At 50.9% G+C, this 20,989-nt stretch carries 21 protein-coding genes; 4 read left to right on the plus strand and 17 right to left on the minus strand.

Features of this window, described 5'->3' with window-relative positions:
• Window positions 1–124 precede the first annotated feature (124 nt).
• Complete coding sequence (locus RB297_RS19655; protein WP_096774696.1) at window positions 125–1,516, minus strand: MATE family efflux transporter; 1,392 nt, start codon at window positions 1,514–1,516, stop codon at window positions 125–127.
• A 155-nt stretch (window positions 1,517–1,671) separates the two neighbouring features.
• Here RB297_RS19655 and RB297_RS19660 point away from each other — a divergent pair, with 155 nt between their 5' ends.
• Window positions 1,672–2,541 carry an AraC family transcriptional regulator gene (locus tag RB297_RS19660; protein WP_375121209.1) on the plus strand — a complete coding sequence of 290 codons (870 nt, stop codon included), beginning with the start codon at window positions 1,672–1,674 and terminating at the stop codon, window positions 2,539–2,541.
• Window positions 2,542–2,728: 187 nt separating this feature from the next.
• Window positions 2,729–2,881: a hypothetical protein gene (locus RB297_RS19665; RefSeq protein WP_009591875.1), complete on the plus strand. Its 153-nt coding sequence runs from the start codon at window positions 2,729–2,731 to the stop codon at window positions 2,879–2,881.
• A gap of 134 nt (window positions 2,882–3,015) precedes the next feature.
• On the opposite strand, the gene RB297_RS19670 is transcribed toward RB297_RS19665, so the two are convergent.
• The 5 genes from RB297_RS19670 to RB297_RS19690 all read right to left on the minus strand — a co-directional run bounded on the left by RB297_RS19670 (window position 3,016) and on the right by RB297_RS19690 (window position 6,417).
• Window positions 3,016–3,567: a hypothetical protein gene (locus RB297_RS19670; RefSeq protein ID WP_213580092.1), complete on the minus strand. Its 552-nt coding sequence runs from the start codon at window positions 3,565–3,567 to the stop codon at window positions 3,016–3,018.
• 115 nt (window positions 3,568–3,682) lie between these two features.
• Window positions 3,683–4,087: an ester cyclase gene (locus RB297_RS19675; RefSeq protein WP_375121210.1), complete on the minus strand. Its 405-nt coding sequence runs from the start codon at window positions 4,085–4,087 to the stop codon at window positions 3,683–3,685.
• A 56-nt stretch (window positions 4,088–4,143) separates the two neighbouring features.
• Window positions 4,144–4,491, minus strand: coding sequence for an ester cyclase (locus tag RB297_RS19680; protein ID WP_375121211.1), 348 nt, complete (start codon window positions 4,489–4,491; stop codon window positions 4,144–4,146).
• Window positions 4,492–4,541: 50 nt separating this feature from the next.
• Window positions 4,542–5,738: an SGNH/GDSL hydrolase family protein gene (locus RB297_RS19685; RefSeq protein WP_375121212.1), complete on the minus strand. Its 1,197-nt coding sequence runs from the start codon at window positions 5,736–5,738 to the stop codon at window positions 4,542–4,544.
• Between the two features lie 127 nt (window positions 5,739–5,865).
• The gene (locus tag RB297_RS19690; protein WP_096774701.1) at window positions 5,866–6,417 is read right to left on the minus strand and encodes an NADPH-dependent FMN reductase; all 552 of its coding nucleotides are present in this window, start codon (window positions 6,415–6,417) and stop codon (window positions 5,866–5,868) included.
• 252 nt (window positions 6,418–6,669) lie between these two features.
• On the opposite strand from RB297_RS19690, the gene RB297_RS19695 reads away from it, so the two are divergent.
• Window positions 6,670–7,437, plus strand: coding sequence for an ArsR/SmtB family transcription factor (locus RB297_RS19695; protein ID WP_192569887.1), 768 nt, complete (start codon window positions 6,670–6,672; stop codon window positions 7,435–7,437).
• A 146-nt stretch (window positions 7,438–7,583) separates the two neighbouring features.
• Here the strand turns inward: RB297_RS19695 and RB297_RS19700 are convergent, their stop codons facing one another.
• The 11 genes from RB297_RS19700 to RB297_RS19750 form a co-directional block, all read right to left on the minus strand.
• Window positions 7,584–9,167 carry a response regulator gene (locus tag RB297_RS19700; protein WP_375121213.1) on the minus strand — a complete coding sequence of 528 codons (1,584 nt, stop codon included), beginning with the start codon at window positions 9,165–9,167 and terminating at the stop codon, window positions 7,584–7,586.
• Entirely contained in the window at window positions 9,142–11,145 is a 2,004-nt protein-coding gene (locus RB297_RS19705) for a cache domain-containing sensor histidine kinase (protein ID WP_375121214.1), read from the minus strand. The genes RB297_RS19700 and RB297_RS19705 overlap by 26 nt, the downstream gene beginning before the upstream one ends.
• Window positions 11,146–11,249: 104 nt before the next feature.
• Window positions 11,250–12,920, minus strand: a complete 1,671-nt coding sequence (locus RB297_RS19710; RefSeq protein ID WP_375121215.1) for an extracellular solute-binding protein — start codon at window positions 12,918–12,920, stop codon at window positions 11,250–11,252.
• A 140-nt stretch (window positions 12,921–13,060) separates the two neighbouring features.
• On the minus strand, window positions 13,061–13,942 hold the full coding sequence (locus RB297_RS19715) for a carbohydrate ABC transporter permease (protein ID WP_096774705.1): 882 nt from the start codon (window positions 13,940–13,942) through the stop codon (window positions 13,061–13,063).
• 22 nt (window positions 13,943–13,964) lie between these two features.
• Window positions 13,965–14,960, minus strand: a complete 996-nt coding sequence (locus RB297_RS19720) for an ABC transporter permease (protein WP_009591873.1) — start codon at window positions 14,958–14,960, stop codon at window positions 13,965–13,967.
• Between the two features lie 333 nt (window positions 14,961–15,293).
• Window positions 15,294–15,467 carry a hypothetical protein gene (locus tag RB297_RS19725; protein WP_176502456.1) on the minus strand — a complete coding sequence of 58 codons (174 nt, stop codon included), beginning with the start codon at window positions 15,465–15,467 and terminating at the stop codon, window positions 15,294–15,296.
• Between the two features lie 188 nt (window positions 15,468–15,655).
• Window positions 15,656–15,892, minus strand: a complete 237-nt coding sequence (locus RB297_RS19730; RefSeq protein ID WP_012818739.1) for a cold-shock protein — start codon at window positions 15,890–15,892, stop codon at window positions 15,656–15,658.
• Window positions 15,893–15,988: 96 nt separating this feature from the next.
• Complete coding sequence (gene cspD, locus RB297_RS19735; protein ID WP_006207896.1) at window positions 15,989–16,189, minus strand: cold-shock protein CspD; 201 nt, start codon at window positions 16,187–16,189, stop codon at window positions 15,989–15,991.
• A 304-nt stretch (window positions 16,190–16,493) separates the two neighbouring features.
• A complete protein-coding gene (locus tag RB297_RS19740) occupies window positions 16,494–16,958 on the minus strand; it encodes a pyridoxamine 5'-phosphate oxidase family protein (protein ID WP_375121216.1) in 465 nt (154 codons plus the stop codon).
• A 19-nt stretch (window positions 16,959–16,977) separates the two neighbouring features.
• On the minus strand, window positions 16,978–18,630 hold the full coding sequence (locus RB297_RS19745; protein WP_375121217.1) for a glycoside hydrolase family 5 protein: 1,653 nt from the start codon (window positions 18,628–18,630) through the stop codon (window positions 16,978–16,980).
• Between the two features lie 226 nt (window positions 18,631–18,856).
• Window positions 18,857–20,038, minus strand: coding sequence for an acyltransferase (locus tag RB297_RS19750; protein WP_375121218.1), 1,182 nt, complete (start codon window positions 20,036–20,038; stop codon window positions 18,857–18,859).
• A 147-nt stretch (window positions 20,039–20,185) separates the two neighbouring features.
• Here RB297_RS19750 and RB297_RS19755 point away from each other — a divergent pair, with 147 nt between their 5' ends.
• Window positions 20,186–20,959: an amino acid ABC transporter ATP-binding protein gene (locus RB297_RS19755; RefSeq protein ID WP_096774710.1), complete on the plus strand. Its 774-nt coding sequence runs from the start codon at window positions 20,186–20,188 to the stop codon at window positions 20,957–20,959.
• The last annotated feature ends 30 nt before the right edge of the window (window positions 20,960–20,989 follow it).

The raw sequence follows: 20,989 nt of genomic DNA on the forward strand, positions 1-20,989 counted from the left end.
TCACTTACAATACCCCGGCATGCAGGCAAAAAGTTTTCGAGTACGTTATTTTTTTAGTATGTAAAAAAAGGATACCCCGATGCCGCACGGCCGAAGTATCCTTTTTCTATATTATAACCAATCATTAAGCTTGCGCCGGGATCGGTTCCATTGAGTGTGCCTGATGGCTCACCGGCTCGACTTGCTCTGCCTTGCGGAGGTGCTTCTGCCCCCGCCAGCGGAAGAAAGACAACACGCCGCGCAAATACTCGTCGGCAATCATGCAGGAGTAGATGCCGATAAGACCCCATCCCATGTGTATGCCAAGCACATAGGACAGCCCGGTGGCGACAAGCCACATCGAGCCAAGGGAAATGTACATGGTGAACCTAGTATCTCCGACGGCATTAAGCGAGTTGCCGAGCGCCATGTTGAGCATTTTGCCGGGCTGGAGAATCAGGTTCATCCCAAGAAGCGATGCCCCGATCGCAACGATCGTCTTATCGTCCGTAAACAGCCCCAGCAGCTGTTTTCCGAAAACATACAGGATGAACGCATTGACGACCACGTAAATTGCCCCGATACCCAGTGCGCGGTACGCGCTTCGGTATGCCTCCCGGATCCGGCCTGCGCCGAACAGATGCGCGATCTGGATCTGGGCCGCCATCGCGATCGACGAGCCAAGCAGGAAGCAGAAGGATTCCAGCGTATTCATGTACGTACGGGCTGCCAGCTCGGCGGCACCCAGCGTTGCAATGAAGGAGTAGATGATCAGCTGCGTAAAGACCCAGCAGGACATATTGATGCCGAGCGGCCATCCGATCTTCAGGATTTCGCCGAACAGCGGGCGGTCGAACACCCCGAATTCCTTCCATTTGATTCGGTATTCAAAGGAACGAAGGAACATGTACAGCAGCAAGAGAACGGCAAGCAATCGGCTGACCACCGTCGAAATCGCAACGCCGGTAAGCCCCCACTGCGGGAAGCCGAAAGCCCCGAATATAAACCCATAGTTCATAATGACGTGGATGATATTCATCCCGATGGCCACGTACATCGGCCCGCGCGTGTTGCCGGTATTGCGGATGACCGTGCTCATCGTAGCCATCATGGCAATCAATATCATTCCGCCGCCGACAATGGAGATATACGTTCCCGCAAGCGGAAGCAGATGCTCCGGCAGCTGCAGCACCGAGGCGATAGCCTCCGGCATTGCAAACAATATCACGCTGCACGCCAAGCCGATGATGGTGGTGGCGCTTACCGCCATGATGCCGATCGTTCGGGCATCCCCCGTCCGATGCGAGCCGATCTTTTGGGCAATGAGAATGCCGGCACCGCTGGCGACCGTCATGAACAGCGTCGTCATCGCCTGAAACAGCTGATTGGAGAAGCCGACCACGGCCACCGCATCGTCGGAAATCCGGCTGACCATCAATGTATCCACCGCTCCCAGCAGAAACTGCAGGAACAGCTCGATAAATATGGGCCATGCGAGAACCCATAATGTAAATTTGTTTGTGTTTTTATCCAACATTCCAACCTCCACCCATGATGTAAGGGTTAAACACAATTCATGATGAAACGGTCTTTAACCTTTCAAATTATAGATGGTATACTGGAGTTATAATATCATTTTCCGAACGAAAACTTTCAAAATTCAAACCTCGCGAACCACGAAAGGGCTTTCTTATGACGATCCTGAATTTTACCGTTCCGCCGCTGCCGGAATACATCAATAGCGGGCTTACCCGGGCTCCGATTCACAGTGGACATCCCAACCGCAAAAACATCGGTATCTTTGATTTGCTCGTCGTTAGGAAGGGAGAGCTGCATGTCACCGAGAACGGAAATCCTTATGAGATCAAACCCGGCATGTTCCTGATCCTGCGTCCCGATACCCATCATTTCGGTACGAAAGGATGCACCGAGGAGACCGATTATTACTGGCTCCATTTCCAGACTTCCGGGGATTGGCACCCGGACGAAGCCTGCCAAGCGCCTAGAAGAGAGGAAGTTCCGGAGCTGAAGGCGATGACGCCGAACTATTTTTCCGTCAACATTCCCCAGTTCGGCACCCTGCCTCAGCCGGAAAAGGCCATGGAGCTCCTGGCTACCCTGTCTTCGCTGGTTCAGTACGGTCACCAGGCCAAAATCCTGTGGCGGCAGCAGGTGGTGTTCCAAGAGCTCAACGAGTTGCTGGCCGCCGCATTGGATACGCCCCTCTCCTCGCCCTCCTCCGCTTGTGCCGAACGGGCCGCAGCTTATCTGCGGAAGCATTATCGCGAGGAGTTCAAGGTACAGGAGCTCGGCGACCGCATCAACTTCCACCCTGTCTATATCGCACGCTGCATGCAGAAGGAATTCGGCTGCTCGCCGGTTGAATATTTGCAGCGCTATCGGATCGAGCAGGCCAAGATGCTGCTGATGCAGACGGACTTCAGCGTCAGCCGGGTCGCGGAGGAGGTCGGTTTCAATCATGCGGCCTACTTCACCTCCTGTTTCACGAAGCAGGAAGGGATCTCGCCGCGCAAATACAGGCAGCGGTTCTTCATGAATTAATTCATTTTTACGCAAAATCCAAGAAAGTGGCTTGCAACCTGGGCGGGAAGCCTTTATAATGAGAATTAACCACATGATAATGATTATCATTACCGGACAAGTGAGAATGTGTTGAGAATGTATTTATACTCAGGTTTACACGCTTTTCGCTTGAAGAGTTTATATACAAAGGAGAGCCGATTGACTTATGAAAACGACTTCCCGCCGCTGTTCTCTGCAAATGGATGATTATTTGGACCTGCTGAACCTCGCGATCCAGCTTGGAGACGTGAAGTGGCAGAAAGAAATCACCCGCAAAATGGAAATGACGCTGTCCACATTAGAGACTGCAGCTCAATAAATAACACAGGGATTACATAATCCTGCATATAGGAAAGACACCCCATCGCTATTCCGAGGCATGTCCTTGGAAAGCCGATCAGGTGTCTTTTTTCCGTCTACTATCGTTTCTTCTCCGGGTTCCGGCACTCTAAACTACTTCTTCGCAAAACCATCCAAATCATGCTTCAACCTGTTGTTAAGCGCTACCAATTCGTCGTAATCGGAGATGTCCAGATTGACTTCTCCCCCCTCAACCGAATCCGAAACGTAATACACCTTGTACATCAGGGAAATCAATGCTTCCGAATCCTTCATGATGATCGCATATTTCTTGACGTCTTCCTCCGAGAACTCCCCGTTCTCCGCATAGCTTTCCCGTATGCTGTCGGACAGAGCCAGGAACTTTCCTGCGATGGGGTTAAGCAGCTGCGAACGGACGGCTTCATCCGCTGTCTTGGAATAGGCTTCGATGGCCGCCAGCTTCAGCCGCACTTCCGCAAGGCGCGCTTCATGAAGGGGCATGGACTTCAGCTCCAAAATGTCGGTGTAATGGCTCCATATCTGAAATAGAGATGTGCCCAATATGCTTTGCAAGGTCATTTTCGTTCCCTGTTCGATCTTCTTTTGATGTTCAATCAGAAACACGGTGCAGGCCAGCACCAATGCTACCATCCATACCCAGATCCATTTCGCTGAATTCGTCATAACACACCTCCGACTCCTCTATTTTACCATATTAAGGATAAAATGAGATGGAATATATCATGGTCAGAGAGCAAAATAAACGACCCAGTCCATAAGACTGGATCGTGCCGAATCTTTAGCTGCCTCGAATTTGGCGCCACATCGTCACCATGTCGATCCAACCGCGATGTTCGGTTATTTTACCATCGGTTACCCGATATTGACGGTACAGTGTCACATCAATGGTGTTGCCTGTTGGAGAGTTTCCAAAAAACATGCCGGTATGCGTGCCTTTTACCCCCATTCTTACTAATACCTCATCCCCTTGGGCGATCATCTGTTCCACGGTATAGTGTTTATCTGGAAATGCCCCCAGTATGGTTAAGGCAAATTGTTTCAAGCCTTCTTTCGATTGATAAGAATGCTCTTGATAACCGGGCGATAAAAATTGATCCGTGCTGTCCATATCACTCTGATTCCAGAAACTCTCGATAAACGCGGATACCGTTTCCATATTGTTCTGTTCTATTGTTTTCATCATAAAACATCTCCTTTGTTCGTTGGGTTTTCCGATTGCTTTACCGTTAACATCCGCAGCTACTTTGCCTGGATTTGGGGCAGCAGCGTTCCTGTATCGAACCAACCAATGTGATTCGTAATTTTGCCATCTACGATATGAAATTCCCGGAACTGGGTAATCTGAACGGATTTGCCCGTCGGCGGATTTCCTGCAAAGCTGGCATTATGCGTTCCTGTAATAACAATTCTTGCTATGACCTTCTCCCCTTGGGCTAAGGTATCGGCTAGCATATAGTGTTGATCCTCGAAGGCTTCTGCGATCTGTTCGGCAAAAAACTGATCCGTCTGATAAATATCCCCTTTATTCCACAACTCCTCGATCTTTGCGGTCACCATTTCGATATTGTTCTGCTCTATGGTCTTCATGAAAAACATCTCCTTTGTTGGTTATTTGCATTAGGAAAGCAGGCTGATTCTTATCCCTCAAATAGAGACAATGGGATACTATCAGCTAATGCCTTATATCCTGCATCGCTAAGATGCAGATGATCGCCAAAATCATAGGCGGGAAGCAGTTCGTTTGGAGCCTTGGGATTCATTAACGCCTTGTCAAAGTCAAACATTCCATCGAATACATGTTGAGTACGAATCCACTGGTTCACTTCTTGACGAACTTGTTCCTTTTCCTCCGAGTAATACGCTGCGTTGCCGAACGGAGTGAGGGTACCTGCATATATGCGTACTCCTTTGGTTTTCGCTTCGACAGCCGCCTTCTTCATGCCCGCGATGATTTGATTCGCTTTCGCATTCCCAAGGCCGATATCGTTGATACCTTCAAAAAAAATCACGTCTGTAATTCCAGGGTGAGAGAAAACGTCGCGATCTAAACGCGAAAGCACATTTTCTCCGGCTACGGGCAGACCAACGTCTGGACCGCTCTTTAGAATCTGATTCCCGACGATGCCGGAATTAAGGACCGAAATTTCCCGGTCTGTCTTTTCCCGGACAAGACGATCATAAAACAAGTCTGGCCACCGGTGGTTAGAGCCTGCGGTAGACGTACTCCCCTCTGTAATCGAGTCGCCTAGAGCAATAATTACTCGTGAATTTCTTCCCTGGGATAATACCTCCATACCGGATACCCAATAGCAGGAGTGGGTCTTTTGCTTGAAGAAATCCGCACTGCTATCCGAAGCGTGATTCCCATCGGCGATATAGCTGGTTTGGGGTGGGGAAAAATGCCAAGTAGATGTTTCAGTTGATTTAGGAACATATATGCTTATGGCCACATCCACAGCTCCACTCACGTTAAGATCCACGGGATCAGTATAGATTTCTCGTCCGCCAGGAATGATGATGATTGATTTCCGATCGAATGTGACATGTCTATTGCTACCTGGAATCGTATAACCATCTTTATTGGAAAGTGCTAAGTTTACGCTGCCGAATACTACCTGTTCGGAACCATACAGATTGGATAACTTCAATCGTATGGTAGAGCCGGCGGTATGGGGGTGTACGATCATGCGAATCGTCTGGTTATCCAATGTATCGAAGGCGGCGAATCTTGCATCGTAGTAAGTCTGGCTTGCAAACCAGGAACCCAACCAACGTTCGCCTACCTCTACAGTTGTTCCTGCCGTCTTCTTTATACCTGGCTGAATTGCTTTCACATGTATTCTCCTTTCCGTCTAATACGTAACTAAATGGTCACGTATTAGGCGCATCGTTATACAGTCATCCGTAAAATGCACAGTTACCCATAGGATGGATCGCAGTTTAGAAATCCGTGAAGTCCTGTTATCGTAGTGACATGACACCAACAGAAAGCGACCGGGTCAGAACGAGAAACTTCTCAACAGCAGCATCAACCCTCTCCCTCAGCCCAGCATCTAATGGAACCCCCTCCGCATCAAAGCCTTGCGATCCCGCTCCGATAGAAACCCACTCCGGGCTGTTAACCCCATGCAAGTTGCGCATAATACTCTGAAGATGGGTCAGCGAGCTTACTCCGACCGGTCCGCCTGCAGAGCTCACGGAAAGCACCGGTTTCCCCGATATATGACTTACATTCATGTAATCCAGGGCATTTTTGAGCACCCCTGAAATCGAACCATGATATTCCGGTGTCGCGAAGATCAATCCGTCCGCACCTTTGACTATATCCAATACATACTGGACATTCGGGCTCAGTTCCTCGTTGTCAGGCGAATAAAGTGGTAATTCCAATTTATTCAATTCGATACATGTGGCTGAAATTTGATGACCTTGCAGCAGCCTCCCGATATAGCGAAGCAATAACGTACTTGTAGCTCCTTGACGATTACTGCCCGCGATCATAACAATTTTCATATGTTTCCTCATCCTCCCTGTACTTTTTAACCACTATGGATTCTTAATCTTCCAGACCTATGCTGTTTACTATGCTGCTTCGTCACTTTCATACCTCCCCATTCGTCCATTCAAAATGCCGTAAGCTGACAAACGATTCGTTGTATGATAATATGTGACTATACTGTCACGTTTATAATACGTTACCATTAAGTCACGTGTCAATAGCCATTTGAATTTTCTTAGCATGCTGTTAAGAAGGAGATGTCACGATTGGAAAATGAAGTATTTAAAGCACTGGCGGATCCCAGCCGGCGAACTCTCTTGGATCTGCTGTATAAATCAGATGGGCAGAGCTTAAGCGAGCTGTGCGTTCCCCTTGCGATGACCCGATTCGGCGTCATGAAGCATCTTCATATACTGGAGGAAGCCGGCCTTGTCACAACGAGAAAGGTAGGCCGGGAGAAGCTGCATTATCTGAATTCCGTGCCGATCCGTCAAATATACGACCGGTGGGTCAGCAAGTACGCTGAGCCCTGGGCGCTGGAATTAACATCCCTTAAAAATGAATTGGAGCGTGAACCGGATATGGAACAGAAACCCCGTCATGTAAACCAGATTGCTATTAAAGCAGCACCCGAGCAAGTATGGCGCGCCATAACCGATCCAGCCAAGACATCAAAGTTCTGGTACAACTGCTCGATCCAATCCAACTGGGAAATCGGTTCGCCATTCAACCTAAAGAACCCCGAGGGCAAGGTTCAAGCAGAGGGGACCATAATAAGTATAGATCCGCCGCATAAGCTGGTTCTGAGTTGGAGGATGTTAATAACCGATGATACTGCCGGCGAAAAGCCCTCGCGCATTACGTGGGAAATCGATCCCCATGCCGAGCTTAACGGCGTAACCCTGGTAACGGTTATCCATGATGAGTTTGATCAGGCGCTGCATACGGCTAACACGCTGAAGTTAGGCTTGCCGATCGTACTGTCGGGATTGAAGACCTTACTTGAAACGGGCTCAACGCTCACTAGTCAATAGTGGCGTCAACCTTGAAAAAGGGATCGGATGTAAAATAACCGTCCCCGGTTCATATAAGAGGGAGAACCCTGCCGCTTGACGGACAAGGTTCTCCCTTCATAGACAATATCATTTTGGCGTCTGGTCCTCCCAGCGTTTTTTTGAAATCATTCCTGCTGCAAGCCTGCATCCGTCTGCACCTTGATCCGGTATTCATGCGGCGAGATGCCTTCCAGCTCTTTGAAGACGCGCGAGAATTGCTTGGTGTTCTCAAACCCGACCGCTTTGCCGATGTCGGCAAGCTTCATGTCACCGTCCTGAAGCAGGTCCTTGGCTTTCGTTATTCGCAGCTTTTTGAGATAAACCACGAAATTTTCGCCCGTATGGGCCTTGAACGCTTCGCTGAAATACGAATAATTCAACGATACATAATTGCTGACCATTGCCATGTTCAGCGGCCTGTGATAATTCTCCTCCATGTAGCTGACCGCTGCCTTGATCTCGGAATGCTCGCTGTGGGCGGAACGGATCCCTTTCACATATTCGTTCACGTGCAGCAGCAGATGCTCCAGATTCCTGAAATACGTATGGAAATGACGGTAATTGTCCATCGTCCCAACCTTGCGGTACAGCTTCAACACTTCCACCATGGAGTCTCCGTACACGCGGAACACTTCGTCCAGCACCCGTTCATTAATCCGTTTGCTGACAAACTCCAAATAATCGATGGCCACATGGGGCATGTCATCGATATGGAAAATGTCCAGCAGCAGCGCCTTGATCTCCCGTTCCCGTTCCGTGCCGAGCATGTTGCCGAGCTTGCGGATATTCTCTTCCGGCACCGGGTACGTGTTCAGCTCCCCTTGAATGTCATCATGGCTCATCAGTTTGACGTTGGGGTGAATGAACGTATAACTCAAAGCGGTCAGCGCCTGGTTGTAACAGCTCCGAATATCCTCGAACCGGAAGCCTTTCCGGCTAATTCCGACGAAGAGCCCGTCCATCTCCCGCTCGGTAAACTGCCGTGCCAGCTTCTCGAATTGTCCGTCCGGACTGCCGATGAGCACGACCCTCCCCTTTCCGTCCAGGAAACACGCATTGATCCGCCCTTCCACCGAAGCCGTCATGTTATCAATCAGTTGCTTCAGCTCATCCTTGTTCATGGAGTTGCCGTCTTCGTATTTGTATTTCATCACCGCTACCCGGAATGGCTTTACGAAGGAATCAAATCCGATTTCAGCCGCGGCAGCCTCCGGCTCCCCATCCACACTTTGGGGCCGCTCCAGGAGCTCCTTCAGCCGATGGGTCTGCAGTTGTTGAAGATATGCGTCACTGGCCGCCATGCGGTCATGCACGTCCGCTTGCCGGATCAAAACTTCTTCTGTCTTTCGGAGGGCAGCGAACAGTTCGTCCCGTCGAATCGGCTTAAGAAGGTACTCTTTCACCTGGTACCGGATCGCCGCCTTCGCATATTCAAAATCGTCATACCCGCTAAGAATCAGAAAGACGGGTTTAACTCCCAGCGGGCCCTCCCGTTCGGCCAGCGCCTCGATCAGGCGTATTCCGTCCATGACCGGCATCCGGATGTCCGTAATGACGATATCGGCCGGTTGTTCGTTGTAGGCATCCAGCGCTTCCTGCCCTTGGGCAGCCAAACGGATCTCGTATTGATCCGGGAACTCCCGTTCAATCATCGTTTTCAGGCCATACCGGATATTCTTCTCATCATCCACGATCATCAGACTTCTCATGTCCACTGCCTCCTCCTGTTAACAGCACTTTAGGGAATGTCATGGTCACCTGCGTAAACTTCCCCTCTTCGCTCTTCACTTCGATTCCATATTCATTCCCATAGAACAACCGGATTCGCTGGTGCACGTTTCGAAGCCCGATGCCACCAGTCTGCACGCCGCCGCGCCCATAATCTCCCGAAGGGAGCTCCTCGTCGTCCGCCGTTCGCAGAATCTCGCCCAGCCTGCCCAGCCGATAAGGCTCGACCCCGATTCCGTTGTCCGTGACGTTAATCGTAATCTGGTCCTCTTCCCATGCGATGACATCGATCTTGATCTGCTTCTCCTGATCCGGAAACTCCGGCCAGGCATGCTTGACGGCATTTTCCACGATGGGCTGCAGCGACATTTTCAATACCTCGAGCTCCATGAATTCGGACGGAATGTTGAGTTCAAGTCGGATCGGCTCGTCGAACCGGATATTCATCACATCGATATAGTTGCGGATATGGCGAATCTCATCCCTCAGCTTGACGTACTCTCCCGACCATTTGAAGTTATAACGCATCATTCCGCCCAGGGAGGTCAGCGCGTCCGAAATCGTCCGCTGTCCCTCGATTTCGGCCAGCATTTTAATATTTTCCAGCGTGTTGTACAGGAAATGGGAATCGATCTGGCTGTGCAGCGTGCGCAGCTCCGCTTCCTTGGTGACCGCCTGCTTGCGAACCCCTTGGGCAATCAGTTCATTGATGGTGCGGATCAATTTGTTAAAATGATGCGCCAGTTCGCCCACCTCGCCGCCGCCCCGGATCGCAATGGCCGCGGTAACCTCTCCCTTGCGGACTCTCTTCATCGTCTCCGTTAAACGACGCAGGCTCTTCAGGATAATGGAATTCAAGTAATACGTAATAATCGACAGCAGAATGATCAACACGACGTTCGCGGCTATAATCTGTCCCTGGGCCTTCGATACGTTATTCAGCGCCCCTTCCAGGGAGACGACATTCAGCACGTGGGCATGAAGCCGCTCCATCGGGGTCGCTATCAGCAGGAACGAGGAACCGTCCAGGCTGAACCTGGCATGCATAGTCTCCTCGGAGTCGCCCGTCTCCTGCTGCAGCTTAGCGAATTGAAGCTCCACCTCGTCCCGGAGTCCCTCGTGACTGGTCATGAACGATTGATTTCGATCCATGAACAGCTTCCCTTCCTGATCCACGATGACCATCTGCGAGCTGTCATCCACGATACCGGCAAAGGTCTTCGGGGCAAAATACTTGAGCAGCATATCCACCTGAATCACGCCGCTGTAATTCCCGCTATGGACTTGGCGGATCAAGGACACCTTCGGCTGCTCTTCGGACACGTCGGCGGCGTAGCGCTGCAGAATATCGGGATCGCGGTGGTTGAATACCCACATCTCCCCCCCGTCCAACTCCTTGACCTTGGGGAACCACGGCTCGCTTGCGATCCGTTTCTCATGAAAAATGATCGGCCACATCTCCGTCACGTTCGAATTGTTGGTGTATAACCGAAGATGCGTAATATTCGGATTGTTCGTTTGGATCCGTTGTATATCCTTGAAAGGCCCCCATGCCAAATCGATCAGCCATGCCGGCTCGGGCTCTTCATTGATCCGAAGATAATCCTTGATCCCGTCATCCGAAATCGCCAGCTGTGCGGCCATTTCGATCGCCTCGATCTGGTTCAGCATGTTCATCTTCTCGATTTCCAGCAGGAACGAGTTCTGGTTAAGCGCATCGCTGATATAGGTATCCCGAATCTGCTTGAAAAAATAATTCGACACGATAATGCTCGGAATCAGCAAAATCAAAATATAGGCAGCAACCAAACGGCTCTGCATCGACCTGCGGCCAATCCAATAGGTAAACGATTGTATAAGCGATGCCATTCGTTTCATCATGACTGTCACATCCCGTTTCATGAAATAACCGTAACCGAGTCCTGGATGGAAAGGCAGCATCAGCCGATCGGATACCATCCTATATTAGCTCGTGATGCGACAAAAGGCACCCTATTTCGACAAAATCGATCATAGGGTACCTTGCGCCTGCATTCTGTTTTTTTGCGCTCGAGCGAGAATCCTTATTTCAGGAATTCCTCAAGCTTCTTGACGTTCTCTTCGTATTCCTTCTGTCTGTATTCCTGAACCTTCGCGAACCCGAGCGATTCGCGTTTCGCTTGGTAATCGCTCCAGATTTGATCGAATTCGGCATCCGTTTTGGCAAAGATCAGCTTCGGCAGGATTTTGCCCCACTCGTTCAATACTTTGTCGTTAATGATGCCTTCCTCGGAGCTGGCATCCGGATCCAGTTGATCGAATTGCGAGAAGCTCTGGGTCTTGCCGCGAGTCCAGTCTTCCATCTGCTTGAATGGCTCTACGGCCGGAGGCGCCCAAGCCGGCGTGATGTTGGTATCCATCATCATCCAGAAGGTATGGGATGCTCCGTACTTCTTGTCGAATGCGCCGCGGTCGCTGTTCAGCAGCTCTGCAACCTCAGGCAGGAATTGGTCTTTGCCGTCAATCGTATCCCATGTCACGCCTTTTTCGCCCAAGTAGGTATCACGTTGGCCTTCTTCGGAGATCAGGTAATCCAGGAAGCGAATGGCACGTGCTTTGTCTTTTACGTTCTTGGAGATCAAGGTTACCGTCCAGCCGGAGATCGAAGGACCCGACAAGGTCGGCTGATCCAGATTGGAGTTAGCCGGTCCGTCCACCGCGATGTAGACGGAGTTCGGATCGTTTGCATACAGCGCGTTCTGCTGGTTCGCCATATCGCTGCGTTGGTACAGCATCGCGAAATAGCGGCCTTGTGCGATTTTTTCTTCCATCTGCGGACGTTTATCCACGAAAATATCCTTGGACATCAGACCTTTTTCATTCGCTGTACGTAACGTCTTCAACCATCTTACATATTCCGGATCGGTGCTGCGGTCATACAGCATTCCGTCTTTATCCTGCGGAATGGCGAGGAAGTTCTGCAGGTAGCCCTCAAGGGAGCTGTTGCCTTTTTCATGGAAATCATGCAATCCAAACGGAATGAGCGGCTGTCCGTTCACGTCCGGGAACATTTTCTTGGCGTCCTCAAGCGCTTTCAGGAAACCTTCCGGCGTGCGCATATCCGGGCTTCCGAGCGCCTCATACATGTCTTTGCGGACCAGGAACGTTTGGTTGGAGGTAATGTTATCGCCAAACTTCTCATAGTCCTTCGGTGAAGAGGAGGCATTCGGATAACCGTAAATATTGCCGTCATCCTTGGTGTACCACGACACCTTCGCAGGGTCGGTTACTTTATAGAAATACGGATCGTATTGGTCGGCCAGTTCGTTCAGCGGCAGAACGAGGTCGCCTTCGATCATTTTTTTGACAGCGTCTTCATACCATCCCAGCGTAATAAAATCAGGCAGTGTGCCGGAAGCGATCATCGTATTCATCTTCTCGGCTTCGTTACCGGCCGGTACGATGAAGTTGACGTTAACCCCCGTCTTCTTCGTTACGTATTGCGACGTAATGTCCTCGCCCCATTTGTTCGGGAACCAGGCGAAGTTGATGTACCAATCAAACGTAATCGGGGAGGTATCGACTTCCCATCCCGGCTGATCCTGAGTCAATTTCACTTCTTCTGCCGGCTTTTCTTCCCCTTTTTCTTTTTCCGACGCGTTATTGTCACCGCCGGACGAGCATGCTGTTGTAAAGGCCATGACCAGTGCGAACATCAACAACAGAAGGCTCTTTGGCTTAAGCATCTTGCTCATGTGTTTACCCCTTTTCTTATTTAAAAATATGATTATATAGAACTCCCGCCACATTCGGCAAGAGAAGCTACCTGTAAGATTTCCCCTCCCCCGGGTCTCCCCGGGAGATGGAAAGGAAGGCTAACAACGAATCCCGTGAATCAACCTTTAATGGAGCCGATCATCATCCCTTTGACGAAGTATCGCTGCAGGAACGGATAAACGAATACGATCGGCGCCGTCGTTACGACCATGGTCGCCATTTTGATCGATTGGGAAGTGACCGTCTTGGCTACGCCGCCCGGCACCTGGGCCATCATCTGATTGGAGCTCGATTGAGCGACGACCTTATACAGATATGTCTGTATCGGCTGCAGGTCGGTATTGTTGATATAGATGACGCCGGTGAAATAGTCGTTCCACTGATAAACTCCGTGAAATAAGGCGATCGTTGCGATAACCGGCATGGATACCGGCAGCACGACCCGGAGGAAGATCGACCAGTCGTTGGCCCCGTCAATCTTCGCCGCCTCCTCCAGACCGTCCGGAATTTCCCGGAAGAAGGTCATGAAGATGATGAGGTCAAAGAAACTGAACATGGCCGGTATGATGTACACAAGGAAGCTGTCGAGCATATTCAGATCCTTGATCAACAGATAGGTTGGAATCAGTCCGCCGCCGAAAAACATCGTTACCGTTCCGAGCAGAATATAGAATTTGCCGCCGATCAGACCTTTCCGCGAAAATGCATAAGCGACCATCGCGGTGAAGAGGACGTGGATGAACACGCCGATCACGGTTTTGGCTACGGTGATGCCCATCGCCGTCATGATGCCGGAGCTCTGAAACACCGCGCTGAAATTCTCGAAACTGAACATCCTCGGCCACCAGTAGATCCCTCCGCGCATGGCGTCCTGCCCGTCGTTGAAGGCATTTACCAGGACATACCAGATCGGGTAGATCGTCAGGAAGCATACGATCAGCATGCCGAAGTTATTAAATATATCAAAGAAGGCTTCGCCTTTGGTTCTGCGTTTAAGCATGGAATATCATTCTCCCTTCTCGTTAGAACAGCGAGGTGTCGTTCAGTTTTTTGGTCACCCTGTTCGCAATCAACAGCAGGATGATCGCAATGACGGACTTGAACAATGCAACGGCTTGCGCGTAGGAATAACGTCCGTTCTGCATCCCGGTGTGGTATACGAAAATATCGATGACGTTGCTCGCGCTTTCGTTCAGCGAGTTCCGCAGCACCAAAATCTGATCGAAGTTGGAGTTCAGCACACCACCGACCGCAAGAATGAAGAGGATGGATATGGTCGACTTGATGCTGGGCAGCGTGATATACCACATTTTTTGAAACCGGCCGGCGCCGTCAATCGTGGAGGCCTCGTACATTTCCGGCGAAATACTGGCAATGGCCGCCAGATAGATAATCGCGGACCAACCGAGCTCCTTCCAGATATCCGAAGTGATAATGATTCCCCAGAAATATTTCGGTTCGGCCAGATACGTGATCGGCTCGTCGATAATATGCAGGGCCAGCAGGATATTGTTGATGATCCCGATATCCGCTAGCCAGGTCATCAGAATGCCTCCCAGGATGACCCATGACAAGAAGTGAGGCAGATAGGAGATCGTCTGGATCGTTCGCTTGTAGCGAACTGACCGGATCTCGTTCAGAAAGAGCGCAAAAATGATCGGCAGCGGAAAACCGATAAACAGCTTCAGCAAGCTGATCCCGAGCGTGTTTCGCATAACGTTGGTGAAGTCTTCGTCCGAGAAGAACTCTTTGAAGTGTTCCAGCCCGACCCATGGAGCTTCGCCGATGGATTTGACAATGTTGAATTCTTTGAATGCAATGATGACACCGTACATGGGAATGTAGTTGAAGATGATCATCCACACAACGCCGAGCAGCGCCATAATTTGAAGATGTCGTTGGCCGTAGAGCTTTCTGAGCCACCTTTTTCTGTCGAGCTTCCTCTTATCCTGCACAGAAGGCTCCATCGAGGGACCGACACCGGTTTCGGATGCGTCGGCATGAAGTTGATTTTGCATGGTTATGACCTCCAAGTTGATCCTTTCATTTTGAAAACCCTTACATTCTCTATATTTCTATTGTAAATCGTACATGGTCTGCATGTAAGGTTTCAGATTTCGTATCCAGGTGCTCATTTTTCGGGTAAACAACGGCAAGAACGAAAATTGCGCCCCCCGAACGAAATATCGTTCCCCTTCCTGACCGGGACACAAAAAAAGGCATGAACAGCAGCCTCAGTAGCTGCCATTCATGCCTTCCTTCTTGCCGATGATGTTCTGCCCCAAGCCGATTCTCTGATCGCCGCGGCTTTCATCATCCTTGTTACTAACGTATATCAAACGGTTTCCCCGTTATTCCTGTTTGTCTTCCTCGCGCTGTTCCTGTTTGCTTTCGTGTTCCTGCTGGTATTTCTCACGCATTAGCTTCTGCATGATGAATTTTTCCTGATCGTTCAAGCCGCCTTGGTTCTCCTGAATGATCATGTTGTCAATGTTTCGCTTCAGTACCTCGGTTTGCGTGTTCAATACATTTCACTCCTTTGAATTTTGCGTCCCTTATGCTGCGAAATCATTCTGACCCAGAATGTAAGGGTACACGTATTACTAACCATTCTCCTTCCAATGAAACAGAAATAGACGGATTTACCATAAAATCCGAAGGTAGCTTCAAGAAGAATTAGTGTTTGCCCAGCGCTTTCTCTAGGTATTAGCTGCTATTTGCGCTCGATCTGAATCCCCTTAGCAAGAGATTTCTGTTGTTTATTGGTATTAACTAGCTGCGGCAGGCTTCTCGTTTCCTTGACCATAGGGGAATGACACAAATGGCATACCGGTTCCGTGTCGAACGCAAAATCGTCCCGCATCCACCCTTTGCAGTCTTCCTTCGTGCATGCCCACACTTCCGTTATTTCCTCAGGAATACTCTCCATCGAGTTTTTACGCGAATACATGAACGCTCCTCCTTATTCTCGTCTTAGAAAATAGAAACGCCGTATAAAAGAAAACTGCCCTTAATGTCGCACATTAAGGGCAGTCTTCAATTGTAATTACAATTTAACAACGTTCTCAGCTTGTGGTCCACGGTTTCCTTCAACGATGTTGAATTCAACGCGTTGGCCTTCGTCAAGCGTTTTGAAGCCGTCGCCTTGGATCGCGCTGAAGTGAACGAATACATCGTTTCCGCCTTCAACTTCGATGAAACCAAAGCCCTTTTCAGCATTAAACCATTTAACAGTTCCTGTTTGCATGGGGGAATCCTCCTTGATATATATTTACATGACCTTTTTTCTTCGCAGACGGAATAAAAAAATTCACATATTGCACAAGGTTACCAGAAATGACAACCCTCTACAATATGTGAATTCAGGTCGATTTCGATATTCATATCTTAACACATTTGAATGACGATAGCAAATACCTAAGCAAAAGATTCTGCGGAAAAATTAAAGTTGTCTTCTTCGGCATCATTCCGATTAAGCACAAGCAGGCATATATAACTCCCGGCATATACCGGGAGTTATATACGGAGTAGGAATTATGCCAGTAACACCGCTACTTCCGCAATTCCTCAAGCGTTTCCTTCCACCGTTCCAATGCTTGATCCGGCTCGTGCAGCTGAAACCTGATAGCCGACGTAATATCCGCATACTTCGCGATATCCTCGCGAACGGCGACTACCTCGGCATCGAAACGCTGCCGCGGATGCAGGGCATCGGGCAGATCAGGAAGCGCCTGGAGGCGCAGCCGAACATAATGAGCCGCACCATCATGAATGGCTATCAAGGTTGCCTGTCCGGACCGAAGGAGATTGCCTGTCGTAACCGTTCCCTGCCATAATGCAATCCGAATCCGGTTCCGGTCCAAGGCCAGAACCTCCCCTACGCTAAGCATGGCCGTATTCGGCCATCCATCTTCCGTTACGCTCAATAGCAGCATCGCTTCGTACTGCTTCGACTCCAGATCGGAGCCGTCCAGCCATTGGCACAATCCTTCTGATATTGCCGCCTGTTCCTTCACAGCACCATCTCTCCTCACCTTATCCATTTAACGCGCTTTTGGTAAATTCCAGCCAATCCAGCTCGATGCGGCCCTTATTCACCATGAAGACCAGATCCACGGGGCCTTCCTCAATCGGCATCCCCCCGGCCAGCCTATGAACATGCCACTGTCCTTCGCCCGGGCCCGACGACAAGGAGATGGCTTCAGGCTCCCGATCCCCGACCTGCAGCATGATATCCACCGTACCTTCCGGAATCAGGGCCCGAACATCCAGATGAAAGATGCCTGCGCCAGCGCAAAGCGCATCATAAGCAAGCCAATCGCCCTCCCGGAGCTGCACGCATACCAGGTTATCCTCTGCCCACGGCTTGCCGCCTTCCGAAGCGTAGCTCGGCTTCTCCGCCTTGCCCGTCATCATCCGCATCGGAACGCCGTCAGAAATGCGGAAGCCGATATCCTGGCTGGCCTTCGTCTCGACATGATACGAAACGCCCTCGCCCCGATACCCGTAAAACTCCGCCGGAATCTGAATGGGCAGCCGACGCAGCAGCGACCGGGCTACGTTCGGGTAGGCATCGCAGGCTTCCAGCGGAAGACGGTCCAGGTATTCGCCAAGAATCGCTTCCGCTTCGGCTGGAGACGGCTTCGCACCGCCTTCCAGGTAACCCGTCAGCTTATCCCACCCTTCCGGCATGCGAATCGAGAACGGCGAATTCCGTGTGTTCATCTTCTTCCAGGTCCAGAAGTTCCAGGATATGTTATGGTCCTCGAACATCCGGAAGGCCCCCGTATACCACTGCGGGTTGTTCTCCCCGCCTTCTCCCATGAAGATCGGCACATTCCACTCCTCGCGCAGATCGATATACTTCTGAATGCTCTCCGTGTCGGGATTGTTCCAATATTTATGGAACTGCAGCATCAGGTTATCATCGAATTTATCGTCAAAAATACTCCAGTCCGTAGACCAGTGCACACCTTCCAGAATGATCATATGACGCTTGTCCACTTCGCGTATGGCCGCGGTGATTTCCTTATACAGCGGCATCACCCGGTCATTGTACTCGCTGAACCAGTCGGGCAGCGGTTCGTTAAGCAGGTCGTAACCGGCAACGATCCACTCGTCTTTATATCGTTCCGCCAGCATACGCCACAGCGCCACGGTCCGCTCCGCGTTCAGCCGATCCGTGAACAGCTCCGGCAAATCCCGCTCGGAATCGTCGATATTGGCGCCGGTCTGCCCGCCGGGCGCGCCATGCAAATCCAGAATAACATACAGCGAATACGTCCTGCACCAATCGATCACCCGATCGATGAGCCTCAGATGGCCTTCATGATAGGCAAACGGCGGATGCTGCCCTTCCTCCATGATAAACCTGGCATTGATCGGCACCCGGATGGAATTGAAGCCTTCCGCTGCGATCTGCCGGATATCGGCTTCCGAGATATACCGATCATAATAGGTCTCCCAGAATGCGGCCGCCTTCTCCTCGCCGATCAGCTCCCTGATCATGCCTTCGATGCGCCGCGGGCGGTCTCCCTGCTCCGGCATCTTCCACATGTAGCCTTCCGGCAGCAGCCAGCTGCCAAGCCCGACCCCCTGCAGCAGAATTTCCTGCCCGTCCCCATTCACCACGCGTTTGCCGTCCGCCTTAACGAAACCGCTTACCAAAGGATTTCTGCTATCATTCATATTGGCATTCCCTCGCTTCCATGTCTGTAACGAATGTAATTGACCTGTACCATCTCAACGACGACATTCCACCCATAGGCCAAACATCAAACAAAATATAACATGTCATGCAGGGCAATAAGCCTCATTCCGAAAATCAGGGAATCATCCTGAAATATCGGCCGCCGGCCAATAGAAAAAGGCGCTCTCCTCCTATCGAAGATAACGCCTTTCCAATAATCCAAAATTAGGATGACACCTCCGTCACTGGCTTGACCGGAACCGAAGGAATGGATGCTTTTCCCTTCCGCAAGCTGCCCGGCAGCTTACCGAAGAAGATCCAGGTCCAGCCTCCCAGGCGGCTAATGCCGTAGACCGCTATATACGAAACCGCGACCGCGCTGACAAGCCCGCCGGCATACCACGCAAGCAGCAGCCAGGAGTTCTCCGTCCGCGGAGGAAAGTCCCGGTAAAAGAGCAGCACCAGCGGATGCACCAGATAAACGCCGAAGGAATACACCCCGAGCCGTCTGAACCCGTTCAACCACCAAGCGCTCTTATTCCCGAACAGCAGCGCGACCTGGAGCATAACCAGGGCGGTGGTTAACGTATGCACATTCCAAAAGGCATCGTAAAGCAGCGGGTGATATTCCGTCCCCAGCAGCCGCTGATTGTATCGAAGGCCGATATGCGCCAGCGCGGCGCCCAGCCATACCGCCCAGAGCAAGATCCAGCCCAGCTTGCGCAGCGCCGGTCTTGCAGCCTGCTGCGCTGAAGTCAGCCAGTTCTTAACCCGGTCATAGTAGATACCTATCCATGCCCCGAGAAAATAATACGACAGAAACGACAGCGACCAGCTGTTCCGGTTCGTTACGTCCCACCAGGCATCATTGCCGATGTAGAACAACCACTGCAGTACAATGCCGACCAGCACGCAGACCGCCGCGAAGCCGCGGAATCGCTTGAGCAGCATCAATACGAGCGGGAACAGCACGTAGAACTGAATGTTAATGAAAATGAAATACAAGTGCGTGTAGGATTTTCCCGTCGCCAGCTTGGGCCAGAAGCTCTCCAGCATCGCCGCCAGATCGGACTCGCCCCCACGATGATACCAGGCCACCGTAAAGAACAAAACCGAGAACAGCACATACGGCACCAGGATATACATCAGCCGGTTTTTGAAGAAGCGCCCAAGGTCACGGCCCTTGAACGGGCGGTGATAATAGTTATAGAACAGCACGAAGCTGCTCAGAAATATGAAGGTCGTCGTTCCAACCTTCGAAAATATGTTCAGGAAGTTATACAAGCCAAAAAAATCGTCCCCGCGCATCTGAACTGTGGCGAACGACGTCGCATGCACCATCAGCACGCCCATCATCGCAAAGCCCCGAACCAGGTCGATTTCGGTTAATTTTGCACGTTTCTCCATGTTGCCTCCTTCATAAGATTACGCCCCCTATTATATCTCACTCCCCACCGCTTGGATACTAAATTTTCCTAAAAGTGGCATGGAACAAGCTCCCTTTGCCATACCAGTGTAAAAAGGGCCTGGCACCCAAACAGGACAATAGCTTACATGCATGCAGGCGTCCAATTCGAAGTGAATAGGAGGGGATTTCTACTGATTGAATTTAGCCGCGTCAACAAATTTTTCGGAACCTTCCATGTTCTGAAAGAAATCGACCTGACCATTTCCCAGGGGGAAGTCGTTGTCATCGTTGGACCTTCCGGCTCCGGCAAGAGCACGCTCCTGCGCTGCATCAATCGGCTTGAAAGCATTACGGATGGCGAGCTCGTCGTGAATGGCGTCAAGCTGCATGACAGAAAGATCGACATCAATACATTCAGGCGGGATATCGGGATGGTCTTCCAGCACTTTAACCTGTATCCGCACAAAAAGGTGATCGACAACATCATTCTCGCGCCCATGAAGGTGCTGGGAATGTCGAAAGCGGAGGCGACGGAAAAAGCGATGACGTACCTGCAGCGGGTCGGGATCGCCGACAAAGCGAACAGTTACCCTTCCCAGCTCTCGGGCGGGCAGCAGCAGCGGGTCGCGATTGCCCGCGGATTGACGATGAATCCGAAGATCATGCTGTTTGACGAACCGACGTCCGCGCTTGATCCGGAGATGATCGGCGAGGTGCTCGATGTTATGCGCTCGCTCGCCCACCAAGGCATGACCATGGCCGTCGTTACGCATGAGATGGGCTTCGCGCGCGAAGCCGCGGACCGGATCGTCTTTATGGACGAAGGCCGGATCATCGAGGACGCCCCGGCTGCCGAGTTCTTCAATCAGCCGAAGGAAGAAAGAGCGCGGGCGTTTCTGAGCCGCCTGCTGCATCACTAGCCGGTGACCCTTCGGATATGGCATGTACGG

Source organism: Paenibacillus sp. CR_12 (genome assembly GCF_041953985.1).
Taxonomy (GTDB): Bacteria; Bacillota; Bacilli; order Paenibacillales; family Paenibacillaceae; genus Paenibacillus_AQ; species Paenibacillus_AQ lautus_A.